The organism is Polynucleobacter sp. MWH-Aus1W21, from assembly GCF_018687275.1.
Classification (GTDB): Bacteria; Pseudomonadota; Gammaproteobacteria; order Burkholderiales; family Burkholderiaceae; genus Polynucleobacter.
In genome coordinates this window covers 169,997-190,655 of the sequence record NZ_CP061287.1, presented here as the reverse complement: position 1 = coordinate 190,655, position 20,659 = coordinate 169,997, and the positions used below count along the sequence as shown (strand labels likewise).

The 20,659-nt window shown below is 45.4% G+C and carries 19 protein-coding genes; 9 read left to right on the top strand and 10 right to left on the bottom strand.

Annotation, left to right across the window (positions count from 1 at the left end; translation table 11 throughout):
* Window positions 1–54: 54 nt before the first annotated feature.
* The gene (locus tag ICW03_RS01045) at window positions 55–1,059 is read left to right on the top strand and encodes a polyprenyl synthetase family protein (protein ID WP_215348293.1); all 1,005 of its coding nucleotides are present in this window, start codon (window positions 55–57) and stop codon (window positions 1,057–1,059) included.
* Here ICW03_RS01045 and ICW03_RS01040 read toward each other — a convergent pair.
* Window positions 1,056–1,991 (bottom strand): reductase, encoded by a 936-nt coding sequence (locus ICW03_RS01040; RefSeq protein ID WP_215348292.1) that lies wholly within the window; start codon window positions 1,989–1,991, stop codon window positions 1,056–1,058. The two genes, ICW03_RS01045 and ICW03_RS01040, sit on opposite strands and share 4 nt — an antisense overlap.
* A gap of 56 nt (window positions 1,992–2,047) precedes the next feature.
* Here ICW03_RS01040 and ICW03_RS01035 point away from each other — a divergent pair, with 56 nt between their 5' ends.
* Complete coding sequence (locus ICW03_RS01035; RefSeq protein WP_215348291.1) at window positions 2,048–2,815, top strand: fumarylacetoacetate hydrolase family protein; 768 nt, start codon at window positions 2,048–2,050, stop codon at window positions 2,813–2,815.
* Window positions 2,816–2,889: 74 nt separating this feature from the next.
* Here ICW03_RS01035 and ICW03_RS01030 read toward each other — a convergent pair whose 3' ends face one another.
* Window positions 2,890–3,909: a 2-dehydropantoate 2-reductase gene (locus tag ICW03_RS01030; RefSeq protein ID WP_215348290.1), complete on the bottom strand. Its 1,020-nt coding sequence runs from the start codon at window positions 3,907–3,909 to the stop codon at window positions 2,890–2,892.
* Window positions 3,910–4,009: 100 nt separating this feature from the next.
* Window positions 4,010–5,425, bottom strand: a complete 1,416-nt coding sequence (locus ICW03_RS01025; protein ID WP_215348289.1) for a sodium:solute symporter family protein — start codon at window positions 5,423–5,425, stop codon at window positions 4,010–4,012.
* A gap of 118 nt (window positions 5,426–5,543) precedes the next feature.
* Here ICW03_RS01025 and ICW03_RS01020 point away from each other — a divergent pair, with 118 nt between their 5' ends.
* Window positions 5,544–6,518 (top strand): squalene/phytoene synthase family protein, encoded by a 975-nt coding sequence (locus ICW03_RS01020; protein ID WP_215348288.1) that lies wholly within the window; start codon window positions 5,544–5,546, stop codon window positions 6,516–6,518.
* Between the two features lie 4 nt (window positions 6,519–6,522).
* Here ICW03_RS01020 and ICW03_RS01015 read toward each other — a convergent pair whose 3' ends face one another.
* The gene (locus ICW03_RS01015) at window positions 6,523–7,035 is read right to left on the bottom strand and encodes a methylated-DNA--[protein]-cysteine S-methyltransferase (RefSeq protein ID WP_215348287.1); all 513 of its coding nucleotides are present in this window, start codon (window positions 7,033–7,035) and stop codon (window positions 6,523–6,525) included.
* A gap of 117 nt (window positions 7,036–7,152) precedes the next feature.
* Between ICW03_RS01015 and ICW03_RS01010 the strand changes: the two genes are divergently transcribed.
* The 6 genes from ICW03_RS01010 to zapD are packed head-to-tail and all read left to right on the top strand — an operon-like array spanning window position 7,153 to window position 12,460.
* Window positions 7,153–8,442, top strand: a complete 1,290-nt coding sequence (locus ICW03_RS01010) for an HlyC/CorC family transporter (protein WP_215348286.1) — start codon at window positions 7,153–7,155, stop codon at window positions 8,440–8,442.
* Entirely contained in the window at window positions 8,439–9,518 is a 1,080-nt protein-coding gene (locus ICW03_RS01005; RefSeq protein WP_215348285.1) for a GspE/PulE family protein, read from the top strand. Before ICW03_RS01010 ends, ICW03_RS01005 begins: the two co-directional genes overlap by 4 nt.
* Window positions 9,509–10,555: a type II secretion system F family protein gene (locus tag ICW03_RS01000; protein ID WP_215348284.1), complete on the top strand. Its 1,047-nt coding sequence runs from the start codon at window positions 9,509–9,511 to the stop codon at window positions 10,553–10,555. Before ICW03_RS01005 ends, ICW03_RS01000 begins: the two co-directional genes overlap by 10 nt.
* Window positions 10,555–11,055 (top strand): A24 family peptidase, encoded by a 501-nt coding sequence (locus ICW03_RS00995; protein WP_215348283.1) that lies wholly within the window; start codon window positions 10,555–10,557, stop codon window positions 11,053–11,055. The genes ICW03_RS01000 and ICW03_RS00995 overlap by 1 nt, the downstream gene beginning before the upstream one ends.
* A gap of 32 nt (window positions 11,056–11,087) precedes the next feature.
* Complete coding sequence (gene coaE / locus ICW03_RS00990; protein ID WP_251374480.1) at window positions 11,088–11,696, top strand: dephospho-CoA kinase; 609 nt, start codon at window positions 11,088–11,090, stop codon at window positions 11,694–11,696.
* 11 nt (window positions 11,697–11,707) lie between these two features.
* Complete coding sequence (gene zapD, locus ICW03_RS00985; protein ID WP_215348281.1) at window positions 11,708–12,460, top strand: cell division protein ZapD; 753 nt, start codon at window positions 11,708–11,710, stop codon at window positions 12,458–12,460.
* On the opposite strand, the gene ICW03_RS00980 is transcribed toward zapD, so the two are convergent.
* From ICW03_RS00980 to secA, 6 genes are all read right to left on the bottom strand, one after another.
* Complete coding sequence (locus ICW03_RS00980) at window positions 12,457–12,873, bottom strand: NUDIX domain-containing protein (protein ID WP_215348280.1); 417 nt, start codon at window positions 12,871–12,873, stop codon at window positions 12,457–12,459. The two genes, zapD and ICW03_RS00980, sit on opposite strands and share 4 nt — an antisense overlap.
* A gap of 13 nt (window positions 12,874–12,886) precedes the next feature.
* Window positions 12,887–13,744, bottom strand: a complete 858-nt coding sequence (locus ICW03_RS00975; protein WP_215348279.1) for an ATP-binding protein — start codon at window positions 13,742–13,744, stop codon at window positions 12,887–12,889.
* A gap of 15 nt (window positions 13,745–13,759) precedes the next feature.
* A complete protein-coding gene (gene argJ, locus ICW03_RS00970) occupies window positions 13,760–14,995 on the bottom strand; it encodes a bifunctional glutamate N-acetyltransferase/amino-acid acetyltransferase ArgJ (protein WP_215348278.1) in 1,236 nt (411 codons plus the stop codon).
* A gap of 83 nt (window positions 14,996–15,078) precedes the next feature.
* The gene (locus tag ICW03_RS00965; protein WP_215348277.1) at window positions 15,079–17,202 is read right to left on the bottom strand and encodes a molybdopterin cofactor-binding domain-containing protein; all 2,124 of its coding nucleotides are present in this window, start codon (window positions 17,200–17,202) and stop codon (window positions 15,079–15,081) included.
* A 14-nt stretch (window positions 17,203–17,216) separates the two neighbouring features.
* On the bottom strand, window positions 17,217–17,675 hold the full coding sequence (locus ICW03_RS00960; RefSeq protein ID WP_215348276.1) for a (2Fe-2S)-binding protein: 459 nt from the start codon (window positions 17,673–17,675) through the stop codon (window positions 17,217–17,219).
* A 170-nt stretch (window positions 17,676–17,845) separates the two neighbouring features.
* Entirely contained in the window at window positions 17,846–20,611 is a 2,766-nt protein-coding gene (secA, locus tag ICW03_RS00955) for a preprotein translocase subunit SecA (protein WP_215348275.1), read from the bottom strand.
* Between the last annotated feature and the right edge of the window lie 48 nt (window positions 20,612–20,659).

The following is a 20,659-nucleotide window of genomic DNA, read 5'->3' as shown; positions in this document are numbered from 1 at the left end:
TCTACATTTAAGCTAATCCACCCTGGACCAGCTAAGCCCATTATTATATCTTGCATGCCTAGCACTGTCAAAACCAATGACTTAAGCCAAATCCTGGCCCCAATTGCCTTAGATTTCAAGGCCTTAGATGAGGTTATCCGTCAGCGTTTGGCCTCAAAAGTGGCCTTAATTGACCAAATTTCGACCTATATCATCCAGGCAGGCGGCAAACGGGTGAGACCCGCACTTTTGATGCTGGTGGCCAAATCCTTAGCCAACGGTAAAGAAACCCCCCACATATTGGAGATGTCCGCTGTAGTTGAGTTCATCCACACCGCCACCCTCCTTCATGATGACGTAGTCGATGAATCCACCCTCAGAAGAGGTCGTGAGACTGCTAATGCGGCTTTTGGCAATGCCGCCAGTGTTTTGGTAGGAGATTTTTTGTATTCCAGAGCCTTCCAGATGATGGTGGGCCCAAATGATCTTAGAGTGATGCAAATCCTATCGGATGCAACCAATACGATTGCTGAGGGTGAAGTCCTGCAACTCTTAAATATGAATGATCCAGAAGTAGACGAAGCTAGCTACCTACAAGTTATTCGCTATAAAACGGCTAAGCTATTCGAAGCCTCTACCGAGTTAGGCGCCATTCTTGCAAACGCTACTGATGCACAACGCGAACAAGCTGCTGCATTTGGGCGTCATATCGGCACCGCTTTTCAGTTAATGGATGATCTTCTTGATTACACCGCCAATGCTGTACAAATGGGGAAAAATGCTGGCGATGATTTGCGTGAAGGCAAACCAACCTTGCCACTCATTTACTTATTAGAAAATGGCACTAACGAAGAACAACTTTTAGTGCGCGCAGCAATTGAGCAAAACCAGGATTTACCACAAGATGTTTTTGCACAAATTTTGGCTGCAGTGCAAAACTCTGGTGCGCTAGATTACACGCAAGCAGCGGCTAAACGTGAAGCAGATCTAGCTCTATCTTATCTCAAAGACTTCCCTGAAAACCCCGCTAGTCAGGCGCTAGAAGCACTCTGCGCCTATTCTCTTACGAGGCAGACTTAAGTCCCTAAGGCCTTAACCCTGAGTTCGCGTGCTGTAATTCGCGTCTGCTCAGCCTCTTCACGCAATCGAGCAATTTCCTGTAAAGACAATCTATCTAAATTGGAGTAATCCATTTTCCAAGAAGGATCATCAGACCATCTCAATGGTGACTGAACAGTTGTGCGTGGTGCAGGAGCAGACTCCAAAAGCCGCAAAGCTAATTGAAAATTGAGATCCTGCGAAGCAACGTCATTCGGCTTTGCTGCAGCATTACCCAAAGGAAAATCACTAAACAACAATCGCGGTACGCCGCAATACTCAACAATATCCTTTGCAGCACCCATCACCACAGTTGAAATTCCCCTAGCCTCCAAATACCGCGCCAATAAACTTTGGCTCTGATGACAGATCGGGCAATTCGGAATCAATACTGCTACATCTACGCCATCCGCTTGAAGCATTTCCAAAATACGTGGCGCATCTATTTCCAATGTATGGCGCTGACTGCGATTAGTAGGCAAGCCATAAAAATGAGGTGAAAGTGCACCCACCGCTCCCGCTGCAGCAGCCCGCTCAGCAGCTTCCAGCGGAAACCAGCAATTGCTATCTTCCATATTGGCATTCTTGCGATCAATGCCGACATGAGCAATCCGTAAATCAACTTCCCCTTCGATGGATTGCTTATACGGCTGATAAAACTTAGCTGTTGAGTTGTAAGCGGCGCCCTGACCCTGCGGACCCTTATCCGAGTCATATGGGACAGCCGTAGTAATGAGCCCCAGCACTGATTGAGTCAGCGGCTTTTTGAGGGGGCTAAATGGAACATCAATGTAGTGAGCCCAAACATAAGGATTTTCATAACCCAAGCCTAAGTAATAACTTCGGGTACGCTCCATATAGCGAACAGGCTGATCCTCTTCTGGTGCAAAGGTAAGTTCAGAAGTCTTAGACATTAAGTCATCCCTGTAAGATATTGCATATCAAATATTTAACTTCATAGGAACTTATTATGGCTCAGTGGCTTAGATTTCAGCATCAAGGAAAAAGTGGTTTAGGGCAGGTACAGGGCGACCAAATCGCCGTGTACGAAGGTGATTTATTCAACGGACCCAAGGCCACCGGTGAAACCATCAAATTATCTGATGTCACTATAGACGTCCCATGCACCCCTTCAAAAATGGTTGCTATGGTGGATAACTTTCATGCCTTAGTCACCAAACTTGAACATGCGGTGCCAGCAGAGCCTTTGTACTTCCTTAAAGGGAATAACTCTTTTTTGGCAGCAAACCAAGTGATTCGCACACCCAAATCCTATTCAGGAAAAGTAGTTTATGAGGGCGAGCTTGGCATTGTGATTGGCAAGCGCTGTCATGAGGCGGATGAGGCAGAGGCTGCAAAAGCGATTTTTGGCTACACCTGCATTAATGATGTAACTGCTATTGAAATTCTGAATCGCGATCCCGGTTATGCGCAGTGGACACGTGCAAAGAGCTTTAATACCTTTGGCGTATTTGGTCCTTACATCACAACTGGTGTAGACCCAAGTAAGTTGAGCATCAAAACGATCCTCAACGATCAAGAACGCCAAAACTATCCAATAGCAGATATGATTTTCCCGCCCGCAAAATTAGTCAGCCTAATCTCGCAAGACGTCCCACTCGAAGCGGGCGACATTATTGCTTGCGGAACTTCCGTAGGTGTCGGCTCAATGAAGCCTGGCAGCAATGTCAGCATCATCATTGATGGCGTAGGACAACTCGATAATCGCTTCGAATAATTTGGCACCTAGAAAAGCAAAAACCCTTGCTATGTCAAGTAGCAAGGGTTTTTTATTTGCAGCAGTTTTACTTTTTAGTAACCTGATACTGAAGGCAACGCTAAGCTGCCTTTAGAAGCTTGGACGTTTTCATCCAGATACTTCGTCAAAGCAAAAACGGTATTCAAGCAAGGGGTTGGAGTTTGTGTGATCTTGCCAAGTTCAATCACTGAACCCAACAAAGCATCAATCTCTAAACTACGACCAGCCTCTAAGTCTTGCAACATGGAGGTTTTGTGCTTGCCAACTTTTTCAGCACCCGCGATTCGACGCTCAATATCAACGCGGAAAGTAACGCCCAACTTCTCAGCAATAGTCTGAGCTTCTGCCATCATGTTGCGCGCCAACTCTTTGGTCAATGGGTATTGGCAGATGCCTTCCAAAGTGCCGTGGGTCAGCGAGCTGATTGGGTTGAAAGTCATATTGCCCCAAAGCTTGAGCCAGATCTCTGAACGAATGTCATCCAAGATAGGTGACTTAAAACCAGCTGCGCTCATCATCTCAGACATCCTCTGAATGCGCTCAGTGGTCTTACCGTCTAACTCTCCCAATGGGAAGCGATTGCCTTCCACGTGACGAATCACGCCAGGCGCTTGAGTAAAGGTTGCTGGATATACAACGCAACCAATAATGTTGTTTGGGTTAATCGCATTTTTAGCAACGCCACCAGCATCCACTGTTTCAACAGAGTGATCTTGATACTCGCCACCCAATTTCTGGAAGTACCACCAAGGAATTCCGTTTTGCATTGGAATTAAAATTGTCTCTGGCCCCATGATTGCAGCTAGATCATCAATGATCGGCTCTACTTGATGCGCCTTTACCGCCAGAATGACTACATCTGGAGTTTCAGCATCACGAATTTTTTCCACCGCTTTTACTTGGGCAACTAAAGGCTCTGGTTGGTCATCCATAATGAGAGCAAGACCACGCTCCTTAATCGCCGCCAAAGTTGCACCACGAGCGACAACAGTGACATCGTTGCCTGCCCGTGCCAACATGACAGCTAGGTAGCCGCCAATAGCGCCACCCCCACCAATCACACAGATTTTCATAGGAACCCCATAAGAACTAAAAATTTTGAATTGAGATTATTTTAATTGGATTTTTGCACTGCAGCAATTAAGGTTGCCTAATTTTTAAGCAATTTTTAGCTTAAACAGCCTTTAATTGATCTCTGGGCACCAGGCTGCCTAAAAGCATGCCTGCAATACTAGCCACCAATCCAGCTAATTGAGGGGGCATGATGGCATCGGGCGCTAATGTTTCACAGCTGATCCATACGGTGAGCCCAGCAACAACCGATAACAGGCCACCTAATGAATTCGCTCTTGACCAATACACACCAAAAGCTAGAGGAACAAATGCAGCTACCAAGGTCACCTTATAAGCATTCTCGACCATCTTGAAGATAGAAAGGCTTGAGTTAATGGCAAAGAATGTCACTACCACCGCAAAACAAAGAACGGTAATTCTCATGACCTTCAGCAAATCCTGGTCGGACAAATGCTTGAAAAAACCTCGCACGATGTTTTCAGCAAACGTGACGGATGGTGCTAATAAGGTAGCACTCGCACAACTCTTAATGGCTGATAAGAGTGCTCCGAAGAACATCACCTGCGCGATCAGTGGTGCATGATTCAGAATTAGCTTTGGCAAAATCATCTGCGGATCAGTTGTGAGATATTGCTTAACTAAATCCGGACTAATTAAGGTTGCAGAATAGGCCAGATACATTGGCACAAAAGCAAAAATGAAATACAAGACACCGCCCAACAAAGCGGCTTGAACGGCAATATTGACGTTCTTGGATGAGGTAATCCGCTGGAATACATCTTGTTGCGGTATAGAACCCAACATCATGGTGCACAAAGCAGCTACAAAACCTAAGATTGAGGCCAAGTTCATATCTGGCCAGAAGTTGCTAAATTGACCAGCTGCAGCCGCATGCTCAATAACTACGCTAATGCCACCAGTCTGCGAAGTCATTTCTCCACCGATATAGAGCATTCCAATCACGATGATGATCATTTGAATAAAGTCAGTAATGGCAACTGACCACATGCCTCCAAACAAGGTGTAAATCAACACGCTACCAGCACCAATCAACATGCCGCCTGTTTGAGAAATACTGCCCTCAGACACAACGTTAAATACAAGACCCAACGCTTTAATTTGCGCAGCCACCCAACCCAAATAAGAAACCACAATACAGAGGGTTACTAAAACCTCTACCGTACGACCATATTTCTCGCGAAAGAAATCGCCAATGGTCAGCATGCGGCGGTTGTAGAGATGTCGCGCAAAAAAGAGACCAACCAAGATCAAACAAAGAGAGGATCCAAACGGATCGGAAACTACACCTCCCAAACCCTCTTTTAGAAAAGTAGCGGGAATTCCTAGAACAGTTTCAGATCCAAACCAGGTAGCAAATACTGTTGCAGTAACGATCGGAAGAGGAAGACTATGACCAGCCGCAGCAAAGTCAGCAGTATTTTTGACTCGTAGGGCGGCCCATAAACCAATCCCCACCGAGACTACCCAGTAAATAATGACGAACCAAATTAGCACGCCTAGATGCTCCTTCTGAAATGTGATGAAATTATATGGCCATGTCACTTTTGGCAGTTAGCAAAAAGTGTTGATTTGGAGCGCTCCGTGAAAGACGCTGGTCTGACATAATTCAAGAGTGAGAGCGCCTAAGCAAACCCCAACATCCAACCCCTCTGCTGATCTGGCATACCAAAAAGCCATCCTAAGCTCTGTATCACGCACTTTTGCCCTCACCATTCCGCTGCTGCCACCAGAAATCGAAAAAGTAGTTGGCAATACCTATTTGCTTTGCCGAATTGTTGACACTATTGAGGATGCAGCAGAATTAAGCGCCCAGACCAAGCAATCACTCTCAGCGCTTTTTTTAGATGCAGTACTTGAAAAAAAGCCAGTTGAAAAATTTGTTGGGTCCTGTCTTGAAGCATTAAAAAATTACAGCAATCCAGACGAACTAGATTTGATTGCGAATACGCCAACGGTTTTACGAATACTTCACACCTGCTCCAACAACGACCAGCAGGCTGTCAGTCGCTGTGTTTCTATCATGTCAGAGGGAATGTCCTTCTTCCATGGCAAACAGAATCAAGCCGGCCTTCAAGATCTCACAGAGTTTGAGAAATATTGCTACGTGGTTGCTGGCGTAGTTGGTGAGCTGCTAACTACTATATTTAGCAATCACTCCCGGGCTTTTGAAAGGGAGCTTGTCGGGCATGAAAATTTAGCCATTGCTTTTGGTCAAGCACTGCAAATGACTAATATTCTTAAAGACTCGCCTGAGGATAAGGCGCGAGGAGTTTCCTGGAAGCCAATCAATGTAAGTCAGTCAGAGCTCTTAAACATTGCCTACCAAAAACTACAAGATTCACTGCAATACATCCTGCTGATTCCTAAACAAGAATTAGGTATGAGACGCTTTTGCTTTCTAGCTTTCGGCTTAGCAGTAATGACGCTTACAAAAATTGCTAAACGGACAGAATTTAACAATAAAGATGAAGTAAAGCTTTCTAAAAGCGCTGTAATGAAGTTTTATGGATTTACGAAGATTGCTGTTAAAAGCAATGCACTGATGAAGGCTTTTTTCTACCTCAACAGCAGAGCCTTGATTAAATAAATACTTACAAAGCGCCTTCATGCTTTAAAAGCCAGAGCTTAATTTGGCGATACAAGCCAGGGGAGCTCTCTTTCATAAACCCCCCAATTCCTTGGGCAGAAACAACTCTATGGCAAGGCGCAATTAAGGGGTAAGGATTTGCCCCACATGCAGTGCCTACTGCCCGTGGACCACTCTTAATTTTCTTAGCCACCTCACCATAAGTTTTTGTTTTACCAGCAGGTATATCTTGAATGCTGGCCCATACTTTTTTCTGATGCTCAGTACCTGCAGGTTTGGTAGGTAAATCAAATTGCCAACTAGGGTCTTTAAAGTAGGCCTTGCATTGACGTGCCACCTCTTTTGCCAGCGCATTTTGTGGGGCTATTAATGCTTCGCCAGCTGGCAAATAGTCAATTTTCGACAACATTAAACTTCCCTCCACCAGCTCGGTCAAAATTCCTAGGCGCCCAAAAGGCGCTGCAATCACACAGTAACTTGAACTATTCATATTGCATGGCTTTGTAGAGGCTGTCATAGGGATTCATTCTCACATAATTAAACAGATTGGCTGACCACTCTTTACGCTGCAGCTATAGCTTGCCATTTGCCAGTTTGCTATATTGACTCATCCTTACTTTTTTAGGCAGACCACATGGACACTTTTTTTGACGATTGGCCGTTTTATGGCCAAGTTGCTCTGGTCCTATTTTTACTCGCACTCTCTGGCTTCTTCTCGATGGCAGAAACCAGCATGCTGTCTTCAAATCGTCATCGCCTCCGCGCAATGGCCAATAGCGGCAATGCAGGAGCGGCACTGGCCGAAAGACTTTTAAAGCGTATTGATTCACTGCTCTCAGTACTACTTATCTCTAACAATCTCATTAATACCGTTTTACCTATCCTGGTCACAGGTATTGCCTTGCATATATTCGGCGACAGTGGTCTTGTACTCTCGATAGCCACTTTAGTAGTTGCACTACTCATTATTATTTTTAGTGAAATTACACCGAAAGTCATCGGAGCAGCATTTCCGGAAAAAATTGCATCTAATGTTGGCTGGCTTATTTTGCCGCTTACATTTTTACTAAAACCTTTGCTCTGGTTTATTAATAGCTTTGTCTCTGGCCTGATGAAAGTTTCGGGCTTGCAATCATCTTCAGATAGTAGGGCCATGAGCAAGGAAGAGTTACGCAGTCTTGTTTTGGAATCAAACCGCTTTGTTTCCAACCATCATCGTAATATTTTGCTTAACTTGTTTAATTTAGAAAACATCACAGTTGATGATGTGATGACACCTAGATCTAAGATTGAAGTTTTAGACCTATCAAGACCTATTGATGAAGTAGTTCAACAGTTAGAAACCTGCTATCACAACAAATTACCAGTATGTGACCAGGACTCTGAGCGAATTGTCGGTATCCTCTCAGTCAAGAAAGCCTTATCGCTCCTGGGCGATACTGATTTAAAGCATGAGGATTTTAGAGTACTGCTTAATGAGCCCTACTTTATTCCGAGCGGCACACCAGTCTTGCAGCAAATGCAGTTTTTCCAAGACAATCAACAACGCCTGAGCTTAGTTGTAAATGAATATGGTGAAGTGCTGGGCCTTGTGACCTTTGAGGATATTGTTGAGGAATTAATTGGTGAGTTCACCACTTCCTTCTCTAATCTTTCAACCGATCCTCATTGGCTTGCAGATGGCACTTATCTAGCAAGTGGTAGCGCCTCACTAAGAGATCTTAATCGCTTACTCAACCTGAATCTTCCTCTGGATGGTCCGCGTACATTAAATGGCATCATTCTTGAAAAACTGGAGGCCATCCCGGATCATGATGTTAGCATTCGCATTGCCGGCATCGTCATGGAAATCGTACAGTTTGATGAGCATGGCGTAAAAACAGTAAAGCTCTATCGCCCTTCCCACGCTCAAGAGCAAGATTGATCGTTGATCAAGATGACTCACTAATCATTCGCACTTGGTATGAAATTGCAGCCCATGCCCTTGACGCTAGAGCGAGTGATATTCACGTTGAGGCTGGGGCTCAAGCCACTCTTGTTCGATTTCGAGTAGATGGCTTACTAAGAGTTCACTCACACTACCCCATTGAACTGCATGAACGTCTTATCGCACGCATCAAAGTTCTAGCTCGTCTAGATCTTGCTGAGAAACGTCTTCCGCAAGACGGGCGTTTTTGTATTGGTCATAACTTTTCCAAGCCTGATCGAGATTGTCGCGTGTCAATTCTGCCTACCCTTCATGGAGAAAAGGGGGTTATTCGAATACTACCAAGCTGCAGTGAAGATCTTGATCTTGAGGAAATTGGCCTTCTTCCGGATCAATTGCACATATTCCAACAAGCACTTACCCAGACCAATGGACTCATCATCGTGACGGGGCCCACCGGCAGCGGTAAGACTCGCACTCTATATAGCTGCCTAAGATATCTCAACCAATCTCATCGCAATCTGTGCTCTATAGAAGACCCAATTGAAATTCGTCTGGGAGGGGTCAATCAAGTTGCCTACCATCCACGGGCAGGACTAGACTTTCCAACCATCATTCGCGCCCTGCTGCGACAAGATCCTGATGTCATCATGATTGGGGAAATTCGCGATACCGCCACAGCATACCTAGCGATTCAGGCGGCACAAACGGGGCATCTCGTTTTAAGTACCTTGCATACCCGTAATGCACGCGGGGCCGTTCCAAGACTTCAACACCTGGGAATCGATCAAGAATCTCTCGTGTCTTGTCTTTTAATTGCAAGTTCACAGCGCTTAGTCAGAATGACGTGCCGTCAATGTCTGAATCTCAATTCGACTGAAAGGCCCCAATGCTTAAACTGTAGAGGTAGCGGTTACTTTGGACGCATCGGGGTTCATGAAGTACTCAATCAAGCCAAGCTCTTTGATTCATCACTTTCATTCGCTTGTATGCGAGAGGCTGGTTTAGCTCACGTACAAGCCGGATTAATTACTCAAGCGGATCTAGAATCAGAAGTGGGTGCATGGCACTAAGCAAGCAAGTTCAATTGCATTTTGCCGACCAACTCCTGACGCTCCTAGAGTCAGGTCTACCACTTCTCAATGCAATGGCGCTGATTTATTCCACCGCACCCAAGTCTTGGCTTACCTGGATTGGCGGGATCTACGTGCAACTCAAAAAGGGTGAAAGCTTTTCTCAATGCCTACGTAGTCAAAAAAATCTGTTTTCAATGGAGTTTGTTAATTTGATTTGGGTTAGCGAGCGTACAGGTGACTTCAATCTAGCGCTTAAAACAATCTGCGTCCAACTTGAGGCCCAAATTGAACTACGTCGCAAAATTCAACAAGCGATGAGTTATCCCATCATTACCCTGACAAGCTCCTGCTTGCTGGTGATTGTGATGATGGTTTGGGTCGTACCAGTCTTTAAGGAGGTTTTTACACATTTTCAAGCAGAGTTACCAGCTCCGACCAAGGTATTGATTGAGCTATCCGCCTGGCTCGAGGCGTTTTATATTGAACTCGTCATGACTCTAGCTAGCATTACTGGGCTCTTTAGTTTTGCGTGGGTCAAGCTTCCTAAGTTACAAAAGCAATGTGATCGACTGAGCCTCTATATACCGCTGATTGGACAACTCCTCAGACTAGCCACACTAACTTATTGGTGTCGTACATTAGGTCATTTACTGAAATCTGGATTGCCTCTGCCTGATGCGCTCAGAGTGACCGCCCAATCATCAAACCATTGGCTTAGCCATGATTTCAGCGCTGAAATATTCAAGCACCTAACACGAGGATGGTCGCTTGGGGATGCAATAGTTAAGACTGATCCACGACATACATTATTTGACCTAGAGACACTGCAACTCCTCAGAATTGCCTCTGAAAGTGGTGCGCTCGCTGATATGCTACAGAGGCGCGCAACTATATTGAGTGCCCAGTTAAGCAATCGCTTAAATACTCTCAGCCATAGTTTGGAACCTATATTGATTATTCTTGTTGGACTCATCATTGGAAGCCTAGTCATCATCTTGTATCTCCCCATCTTTAACCTAGGACAAATTGTTTAATGGGCTATCTTGCTTTTTCAGAATGGACGCAAATATTCTTAATATTGGTCTTGCTGTATTTAGCGTACTTTGATTTGCGTACCTTCCGGCTACCCGACATCATCACCCTGCCACTGATCTTCGTCGGCTTAATATTCAATGGCCTCACAAATCAAGGCTTTGCCTCTCTTCAAGATTCAATCAGTGGCGCCATTCTTGGTTATTCAGGCCTGTGGTTATTAAATTCACTCTATCGCGCACTCAAAAAACAGAACGGCATAGGCATGGGGGATGCAAAACTTCTAGCAGCACTAGGGGCCTGGCTTGGCTTGCATGCATTGCCCAGCATTCTTCTGATAGCGTCCTTGACTGGACTCATTGGTGGTGTTGTTTGGCTGCAATGGAATAAGCAAAATCATCGCGCTGCATTTCCTTTTGGCCCCTTTCTTGCTATTGCTGGCATCATTGAGTTGTTATGGCCACAGACTATACAAACACTCCTGCTGAGCAAGCTAGCCTAGGCGCATTAAAAGGGCGATTACCCCTTGTTGGCCTGACAGGCGGCATTGGCTCGGGCAAAACGGCAGTTAGCGATGAGTTGGCCAAGTTAGGAGCGGGCATAGTTGACGCCGATCTGATTGCCCACCAGACTACCGCCCCAGGTGGTGCGGCCATTCCTTTAATTCAAAAGCAGTTTGGTGCAGAATTTATTGATCGTAGCGGAGCGCTAGATAGAGGCAAAATGCGCAGCCTAGTTTTTGGAGACCTTAAGGCCAGGAAATCCCTGGAGGACATTACCCATCCCTTAATTCGGCAAGAAACGATTAAGCAAGCCCAGCAATTGATGCAACGAAAGGTTCCTTATCTTGTTTTTGTGGTCCCGCTCTTAATTGAATCAGGTGATTGGAAACATCTACTGGATTACTTAGTAGTGGTGGACTGCCCAGAAGAGCTCCAAATTGAACGAGTGATGCACCGCAGCAAATTACCCCGTAATGAGGTTGAGGCAATCATTAACGCCCAAGCAAGCAGAGTAGAACGACTTGCCTGCGCTGATACGGTGATTGAAAACCAAGGCGCTCTAGAGCATCTAAAAGCAGAAGTCTTGAGCTTGCACCAAAAAATCTTGCAGATTCAGAAAGATCACCCCAGTTCGTCATAGAATATGGGCTTGTGATTGTCTACGAATACCCCTTCAATGAATTAGTTCGAAGCATGCTTCGGCTGGAGTATTTGTTCGCCCGCTTTAATCACTTTGTACGCTCAGATGACCCTGAACTACACCACAATGCCATTTCTATTTTGTTTGATCTTGGTGATATTGGCGCTCGCGGCGACATCAAATCATTACTACTCAAAGAATTTGAACGTCAAAAATATGCGCTCAATGGCTTGAAGTCATCACAAAAAGTTGATCAAGAAGCGCTCACACAAACTCTTTCTGAAATTGATGCTGTTGCTGCCAGCATCAACCAATCTGCTGGCAGACCCAACTCCGCCATTACTGAGAGTGAATGGCTAAATGCAATTCGCACTCGCTTAAATATTCCAGGTGGCACAAGCCCTATCGATTTACCTAGTTATCATGCTTGGAAAAATAGCCCCACCTCAGAACGTCGAGAATTACTTGAAAAATATATTGGCCCACTCTTGCCTTGGCAGGAAGCATGTCAATTATTTTTGCGACTACTTCGTCAATCGGGCGAGGCTAAAGATGTAGTAGCTCACAACGGATCTTTTCAACAAGCACCTTCTGGCAAGGTATATCAATTAATGCGTATTGCCGTTGAAGATGACGCCTTATTTTCTGAGATCAGTGCAAACAAATATCTGCTCTCCGTACGCTTCTTAAAGTCAGAACGCGATAAAAAAGCACAGCTCATAAATATAGATGTGCCATTCAAGCTAACGCTCTGTCAGTTTTAAGCTAAAGCCCTTCTAAGGCACTCTAGCATTGGCCAAGCGGCCGGCAGCAACGGCTCGACACTAGGCGATTCAGCACTAATTAACTCCCAAGATAGCGCCTGTCCTTCACACCCCTTGGGCGTACCAGACCAATTTCGAATGATGCTGACATATAAGCGAACATAAGCATGCGGATAATCATGCTCGAGAACCGTTAACTCTTCGCTTGAGTGAATATCGATACCAAGCTCTTCTTGTAGTTCACGTTGCAAAGCCTGAAAAACGGTCTCCCCTTTTTCAACTTTTCCACCAGGAACTTCCCAATAACCTGCGTAAGGCTTTCCTTCAGGCCTCTGACCTAAAAGATAACGCCCCTCAGAATCAATCAATATTCCTGCAGCAACAACAGTAATGGGACGTTGGATTTCAGTCATGCAAGTAATTCATCTAAGCTTTTGAGCCAGCCCAGTGTTTGGCAAATTGCCAGGCTACGCGCCCTGAGCGTGAACCACGCTCTAATGCCCACACCAATGCTTCAGGGCGAGCTGCTTCAATTTCTTTAGAACTTAATCCAAAGTGCTGCAACCAATGCGCCACGATTGCTAGATACTCATCTTGCTTAGGCGGATAAAAAGATAACCAAAGACCAAAGCGCTCAGATAAAGAAATCTTTTCTTCCACTACTTCACCAGGATGAATTTCACCATCATCGTTATGAACATAACTCTCGTTATCTTTCATGTATTCCGGCAACAAATGACGGCGGTTAGAGGTGGCATAAATCAAGATATTGTCGACTTGAGCAGAAACAGAGCCATCTAAGGCTGATTTCATGGCCTTATAACCAGATTCCCCATCCTCAAAAGAAAGATCATCGCAAAAAATAATGAAGCGCTCTGGACGCTCTGCTAAGAGCTCGGTAATGTCTGCTAAGTCTGCCAAATGCTCTTTTTCAACCTCAACGAGGCGTAGACCCTGGCTAGCAAACTCATGCAAGCTTGCCTTAATGAGAGAAGACTTTCCAGTCCCTCTCGCACCAGTCAACAGAATATTATTGGCTGGCTTCTTCTGAATAAAGTTTTTTGTATTGTCACGAATGGCATCACGTTGACGGTCAATGTTTTGCAAGTCTTCGAAGGTGATATCAGACACATGCTTTACAGGCTGCAAAAATCCAATGCTCCCAAAAATACTGTCACGACGGCGCCATCTAAATGCAGTTGAGGATTTCCACTGGACTTCAGTTAACGGCTTGGGCAAAAAAGTATCGAGGTGGTCTAAAAGACGATCTAATTTTTCATTCATATTTCAGGCGGTCTTTTATGAGCGATAGTCTGCATTAATCGATACGTAGTCATGAGATAAATCACATGTCCACATAGTTTGTGTGGCTGTGCCACGACCCAAATCAATCTTGACCGTAATTTCTGGAGCCTGCATTACCCGCTGACCATCCGCCTCTTGATAATCGGGATTACGGCCACCATCTTTCGCAACCCAAACATCGCCAAGCCACATTTGCACATGGTTCACATCTAAGTCAGAAATGCCCGCGTAGCCAATCGCAGCAAGAATGCGCCCTAAATTGGGATCGCTTGCAAAGAAAGCGGTTTTCACTAAAGGTGAATGGGCAACTGCTTTAGCAACCAAGCGGCACTCTTCAGGAGTTTTTCCGCCAACCACTTCAATAGTCATGAATTTGGTAGCGCCCTCGCCATCACGGACGATCATTTGCGCCAGATTGCGAGCTAATGAGATTAACGCATCTTTCAAGATTGCGTAGCTAGGATCATTCGCAGACTGAATCTGAACTGCTGACTGACCAGTAGCCATAATGATGAATGAATCATTGGTCGACGTATCGCCATCAATCGTGATGGCATTAAAAGAAAGGTCTGCAACTTCACGGGTCAGGTTGCCCAGTAGACCTGGTGCAAATCCTGCATCAGTCGCAATAAACCCAAGCATCGTTGCCATATTAGGATGAATCATTCCCGCACCCTTACAGATGCCTGTAATGGTCACTACGCCAGCAGGCGTCTCTACAGTGACTGATGTGGCCTTAGGTTGGGTATCGGTGGTCATGATGGCTTCAGCCGCATCAAACCAGTTGTCCTCACCCAAATTGGATACCGCTTTTGGCAAGGCGGAGACAATTTTTTCAATCGGTAGGGGCTCAAGAATCACGCCCGTTGAAAAAGGCAAAATTTGCTCAGGATTAATCTTCAAATCTTTTGCCAATGCAGCACAGGTTTCCAAGGCATGCTTCATACCTGACTCACCTGTTCCAGCATTAGCATTGCCAGTATTCACTACTAGAGCTCTGATCTCACCATTGCGACCCTCTTGAGCCAAATGCTCACGGCAAACTTGCACAGGGGCAGCGCAAAAACGATTTAGGGTAAAAACACCTGCTACCTGGGAACCAGGCACCAAGGTCATTACCAGTAGATCTTTGCGATTTGCCTTCTTAATTCCAGCTTCTGCGATGCCCATCTCAAAACCTTTAACAGGCTTGAGGTCGGCTTTTTGGGGGAGAGGTAAGTTAACTGTCATAGTCTGATAATTGTAGATGAGGCTTAAAAACAAAGCGCGCCAGATTAAGGCGCGCTTTGTTATATATCCTGCTAACCTTCAAACTAAGCCTTAATTGGAAGCTCTCTTATGCGCTTACCAGTTGCAGCCGCAATCGCATTGACTAAAGCGGGGGCAACCAAGGGAACACCCACCTCACCCAAGCCGCCTGGCTTCTCTTGGCTAGGAACCAAATGGACCTCAATCACCGGAACCTGATTTTGGCGTAAGCTGGGATAATTATTGAAGTTGTTTTGCTGAACACGGCCATTTTCAATGGTGATTTCATTGCTCAAGGCTGCGCTTAAACCGTAAATCACGCCACCAGTAAGCTGAGCCCTAGCTTGGTCTGGATGTACCGTAATCCCACAATCAGAAACAAAGGTGATTTTCTTAACCTTAGCTTCTTTGGCCACAGGATCAAGCTCAAGAATGCAGGCTGAATAAGTGTCATAGCACTCCATCTGCGCAACACCAAAGCGCTTGCTACCAGCTACATAACCGGACTTTTTAACCGCCATCTCGAGAACCGCTTTAGCTCGAGGATGCTTGCTTAATGCTGACATACGATAAGCAACAGGGTCTTTACCAGCAGCTTTGGCAGCTTCATCGATGAAACTCTCGACAGCAAAAGCATTGAGCGCATTGCTGACTGAGCGCCAGTAGCCAACTCGAATACCCGCTCCCTCAATCACATTGGTCATCTCGAGGTTGGGAATGTCATACGTTAAGTTATTTGACCCCTCAACCATAAACGGATCAAATCCATCCTTCACAAATCCCGGGAACGCACGAGCCGTCACCGACTGAGAAACCATTTTTGCTTTCAAGGAAGCTAACTGACCATTTGCACCCAAGATACCATCCACTTTATGAATACTCATTGGACGATAAAAATCGTGAGTAATGTCATCCTCTTTTGTCCAAAGCATCTTGACCGGCATTCCAGCAGCTTTAGAAATCTCTGCAGCCTGACGAATAAAGTCCAGCTCTAGCTTGCGACCAAATCCACCGCCTAAGAAAGTGGTTTCAATAGTGACGTCTTCAGGCTTCACACCTGCCGCTGCTGCGGCAACTGCTTGACCACCCTGTTGAAACTGAATTGGTCCAATGATTCTGCACTTTCCATTTGATACGTCTGCAGAACAATTCACCGGCTCCATAGTGGAATGCGCTAAATACGGTAAAAAATATTGAGCACTTAGAGGCTTGCCATTTGCAACGGTAGCATTAGGGTCGCCCACCGTCTTAATCACTGCGCCCTTTTTAGATAAATTTGCCTCAAGACTTTTACGAACTAATGCAGTACTTAGATTGGCATTTGCCCCCTCATTCCATGTGATTTTCAGAGCATCCCTACCCTTGCGAGCTGCATAAAAATCCTTTGCCAATACCGCAATGCCATCAGAAATTTGCACAACCTTGATTACTCCAGATACCTTCAGCGCAGCTGCTGCATCAAATGCGGTTGGTGTGCCGCCAATAACAGGGCACTGTGCCAAAGATGCGATTGCCATTCCTGGAATCTTTACGTCAATTCCATAAACCGCCTTACCAGCAACTTTGCTTGGCGTATCCAAACGACGCATCGTTTCTTTACCGATCACCATAAAATTCGCAGGTGATTTTAGGGCTGGTTTTTCTGGAAACGGTAACTTAGCTGCATCTGCAGCCAACTCACCGTAGGTAGCTGACTTTCCACTTGAATGAGTCACCTTGCCATTCATAGCCTTACAGTCTGAGGGTGCAACACTCCAACGTTGGGCTGCAGCTTGAACCAAGACCATACGAGTAGCTGCCCCAGCGGTTCTTAACTTATCAAAAGCTTCGCGTACTGAAGTTGAGCCACCCGTTATTTGACCACCCAACATTGCATTAATATAAACAGGAGCTACCCCAGCAATCTCAACCCGAATCATGGAGAGAGGTAAATTTAATTCCTCTGCTAACAAAGCCGGTAAAGAGGTATATACGTCCTGCCCCATTTCTGAGCGTGCGCAGATTAAAGTAATTTGATTATTGGGGGTAATTTGTACCCAGGCATTTGCTAAAGCAGGTTTAACAGAATCCCCTGTAGCGGCTTGGCTTGTTAGAGGGAGGTGCATACCAATAACTAATGCGCCAGTTAAAGCAGAACTTTGCTGAATAAATTGACGACGGCTACTATTTTTTAAAGATTGATTTTTCATTTGATCTTTATCCTTTAAGCCAATTTATCTGCAGCGCGTTTCACTGCTTTTTCAATGCGAGAATAAGTTCCGCAACGACATATATTGCCGCTCATCGCATTCTTAATATCATCGCTACTAGGTTGTTTTTTCTTTGCCAATAAATCTGCAGCAGACATCATTTGACCAGTCTGACAGTACCCACACTGAGGCACATCGAATTCGATCCAAGCATCCTGAAGTGCTTTTCCAACCTTAGCCGCCAAACCCTCAAGCGTTGTTAGTGTCCTTCCTGCGGCAACAGAGACCGGGGTAGAGCAAGAACGGATAGCAGCGCCATCAAGGTGTACGGTGCAAGCACCACAAAGCCCTGCTCCACATCCATACTTTGGACTTGTGACGTCAAGATGGTCTCTCAAGACCCACAAAATTGGAGTTTCAGGATCGCCATCGAAGCTGATAGCTTTGCCATTGAGAGTAAATGAAACGGCCATGATGCCCCCTTGCTTAGATTTGAAAAATGGGAATAAAGCTGAGTATTCAGAACTCATTAATCATGACAGATCTGTAGGATTCTTGGGGACTCCAATCATTAGGGATTCCACCAAGAAAAAAGCTCAGATAAATCTGAGCTTTTTAGAAATTGCGATTGAAGATGAGCACTCTAAGCCAATGCACCGCAACAGTTCTTATATTTTTTGCCACTACCGCAGGTACAAGGATCATTGCGCCCCACTTTTGGCCCCGTGCGAACAGGGGCAGGCTGAATATCCACCGCAGCACCACCAACACCAGTTGATCCAGCGACTTCTTTTTCAGGATCAGCGTGCTGATACTGAACATCGGACAACTTTGCCAAATCCTCATTCATCGATTCAGAGGCTTGATCTAACTCACTTGCGCTACGAATCTGAACTGTCATGATGCTTTTGACAACATCGTTCTTGATGACGTTAAGCAACTCGCCATATAACTCGAATGCTTCACGACGATATTCTTGTTTAGGATCTTTTTGGGCATAGCCACGTAAATGAATACCCTGACGCAAATGGTCTAAAGCAGCCAAGTGCTCACGCCAATGACTATCCAAGCTAAACAACAGAACAGAACGCTCAAAACTAGCAAAAGATTCTCGACCGGAGAGATCTACTTTTGCATCGTAAGCTTCTTTAGCAGCCTGCAATACACGCTCAACAATTTCAGAATCATCTACGCTATCAGCCGCCTCAACCCAATTCTTCAAATCAATAGTAAGGCCCCACTCGCTAGCCAGAACATTCTCTAGTCCGGTAAGATCCCACTGCTCTTCCATAGACTCCAGCGGTACATACACTGAGCAAACTGAACGCAATACATCTTCACGTAAATTAGCAATTAACTCGCCAATATCATTGCTTTCAAGCACTTCATTTCTGAGGCGATAAGTTTCTTTACGCTGATCGTTAGCAACGTTGTCATACTCAAGTAACTGCTTACGAATATCGAAGTTACGACCTTCAACTTTGCGCTGTGCTGACTCAATAGAACGAGTCACCATGCCAGCTTCAATCGGCTCGCCATCCGGCATCTTCAATCGATCCATTACAGCGCGCAAACGATCGCCCGCAAAAATACGAAGAAGTGCGTCATCCAATGAAAGATAGAAGCGGGAGGAACCTGGATCACCCTGACGACCTGAGCGGCCTCTTAACTGGTTATCAATACGACGACTCTCATGACGCTCAGTGCCGATGATGTGCAATCCGCCTGAAGCAAGAACCGCATCATGAATACTTTGCCACTCATCCTGCAATTGCTTAATCTTGGATGCTTTTTCAGCATCGGAAAGCGAGCTATCTGCCTCGATCAAGGAAGATTGCTTGCCCACATTGCCACCCAACACGATATCGGTACCACGACCAGCCATATTGGTGGCGATCGTGATCATTTTTGGACGTCCTGCTTGAGCAATAATTTCTGCTTCGCGGGCATGCTGCTTGGCATTCAATACCTGGTGCGGCAATTTGCGTTGATCTAACAGCTGCGCAATCAACTCAGAGTTTTCAATTGAGGTAGTGCCGACCAATACTGGTTGACCACGCTCATAACAATCTTGTATATCTTTAATGACCGCGTCATAGCGCTCACGAGAAGACTTATAGATTTGGTCTTGCTTATCTTTTCTTTGGCTAATGCGGTTTGGGGGAATCACAACTGTTTCTAAGTTGTAAATTTCTTTAAATTCGTAAGCCTCAGTATCGGCAGTACCAGTCATACCTGCCAACTTGCCGTACATACGGAAATAATTTTGGAAGGTGATCGTAGCTAAAGTTTGATTCTCATTTTGAATCTGCACGCCTTCTTTAGCTTCTACAGCTTGATGTAATCCATCAGACCAACGACGCCCCTGCATCAAGCGACCAGTAAATTCATCAACAATGATCACTTCACCATTTTGAACAACATAATGTTGATCGCGGTGATACAAAGAATGTGCACGCAGCGCTGCATACACGTGATGCATCAAAGTAATATTTTGTGGCGCATAAAGAGAATCGCCATCATTAAGGGCGCCCAACTGAACCAATACTTGCTCAGCTTTATCGTGCCCCTGCTCTGTCAAATAAACCTGCTGAGATTTCTCATCAACCCAGTAATCACCTGGCTTCTCAACACCAGTGCCATCAGCCTTTTCTTCACCAATCTGACGATCTAAATGCGAGGGCAATGAATTAATCTTGATATAAAGATCTGTGTGATCTTCTGCCTGACCAGAAATGATTAATGGGGTACGAGCCTCATCAATCAGAATAGAGTCAACCTCATCCACAATTGCATAAGCCAAACCACGTTGTACGCGCTGGTTCAGATCTTGAACCATGTTGTCGCGCAAGTAATCAAAACCAAATTCGTTATTTGTACCGTAGGTAATATCTGCGGCATAAGCCTCTTGCTTGGTGGTGTGATCCATCTGGGATAAATTCACACCCACCTTCATGCCCAAGAAGTTATATAGCTTGGCCATCCATTCGGCATCGCGCTGTGCCAAGTAATCATTCACAGTTACAACGTGCACACCTTTACCGGTCAGTGCATTTAAATAGACTGGCAGAGTAGCAGTTAAGGTTTTTCCTTCACCAGTACCCATCTCGGCAATCTTGCCTTGATGCAAAGCTAAGCCACCTAAAATCTGGGCATCAAAGTGACGCATCTTCATGACGCGTACGCTAGCCTCACGAACAACAGCAAATGCTTCTGCTGCAATATCATCCAATGACTCACCAGAAGCTAGGCGAGACTTGAATTCAGCTGTTTTTGCGGCAAGCGCAGCATCATCCAAAGATTGCAGGCTCGACTCAAAAGCGCCAACCTTGGCAACGACTTTGCGATACTGTTTTAAGAGGCGGTCGTTACGACTGCCGACCAGGGTTTTAAGAAGACCGATTACCATGGGATATTGAAGAAAATTAAGTCCTTGAGTTTATCACCCGCAACCCCA

Bases quoted from the DNA above. Each gene is read 5' to 3' on its own strand.
- secA (WP_215348275.1), bottom strand. From the start codon at position 20,611: ATGGTAATCGGTCTTCTTAAAACCCTGGTCGGCAGTCGTAACGACCGC.
- ICW03_RS01035 (WP_215348291.1), top strand. From the start codon at position 2,048: ATGGCTCAGTGGCTTAGATTTCAGCATCAAGGAAAAAGTGGTTTAGGG.
- ICW03_RS01040 (WP_215348292.1), bottom strand. From the start codon at position 1,991: ATGTCTAAGACTTCTGAACTTACCTTTGCACCAGAAGAGGATCAGCCT.
- ICW03_RS01030 (WP_215348290.1), bottom strand. From the start codon at position 3,909: ATGAAAATCTGTGTGATTGGTGGGGGTGGCGCTATTGGCGGCTACCTA.
- ICW03_RS01015 (WP_215348287.1), bottom strand. From the start codon at position 7,035: ATGACAGCCTCTACAAAGCCATGCAATATGAATAGTTCAAGTTACTGT.
- ICW03_RS00975 (WP_215348279.1), bottom strand. From the start codon at position 13,744: ATGAATGAAAAATTAGATCGTCTTTTAGACCACCTCGATACTTTTTTG.
- ICW03_RS01000 (WP_215348284.1), top strand. From the start codon at position 9,509: ATGGCACTAAGCAAGCAAGTTCAATTGCATTTTGCCGACCAACTCCTG.
- ICW03_RS01045 (WP_215348293.1), top strand. From the start codon at position 55: ATGCCTAGCACTGTCAAAACCAATGACTTAAGCCAAATCCTGGCCCCA.
- ICW03_RS00960 (WP_215348276.1), bottom strand. From the start codon at position 17,675: ATGGCCGTTTCATTTACTCTCAATGGCAAAGCTATCAGCTTCGATGGC.
- argJ (WP_215348278.1), bottom strand. From the start codon at position 14,995: ATGACAGTTAACTTACCTCTCCCCCAAAAAGCCGACCTCAAGCCTGTT.
- ICW03_RS01010 (WP_215348286.1), top strand. From the start codon at position 7,153: ATGGACACTTTTTTTGACGATTGGCCGTTTTATGGCCAAGTTGCTCTG.
- ICW03_RS00965 (WP_215348277.1), bottom strand. From the start codon at position 17,202: ATGAAAAATCAATCTTTAAAAAATAGTAGCCGTCGTCAATTTATTCAG.
- ICW03_RS00980 (WP_215348280.1), bottom strand. From the start codon at position 12,873: ATGACTGAAATCCAACGTCCCATTACTGTTGTTGCTGCAGGAATATTG.
- ICW03_RS00995 (WP_215348283.1), top strand. From the start codon at position 10,555: ATGGGCTATCTTGCTTTTTCAGAATGGACGCAAATATTCTTAATATTG.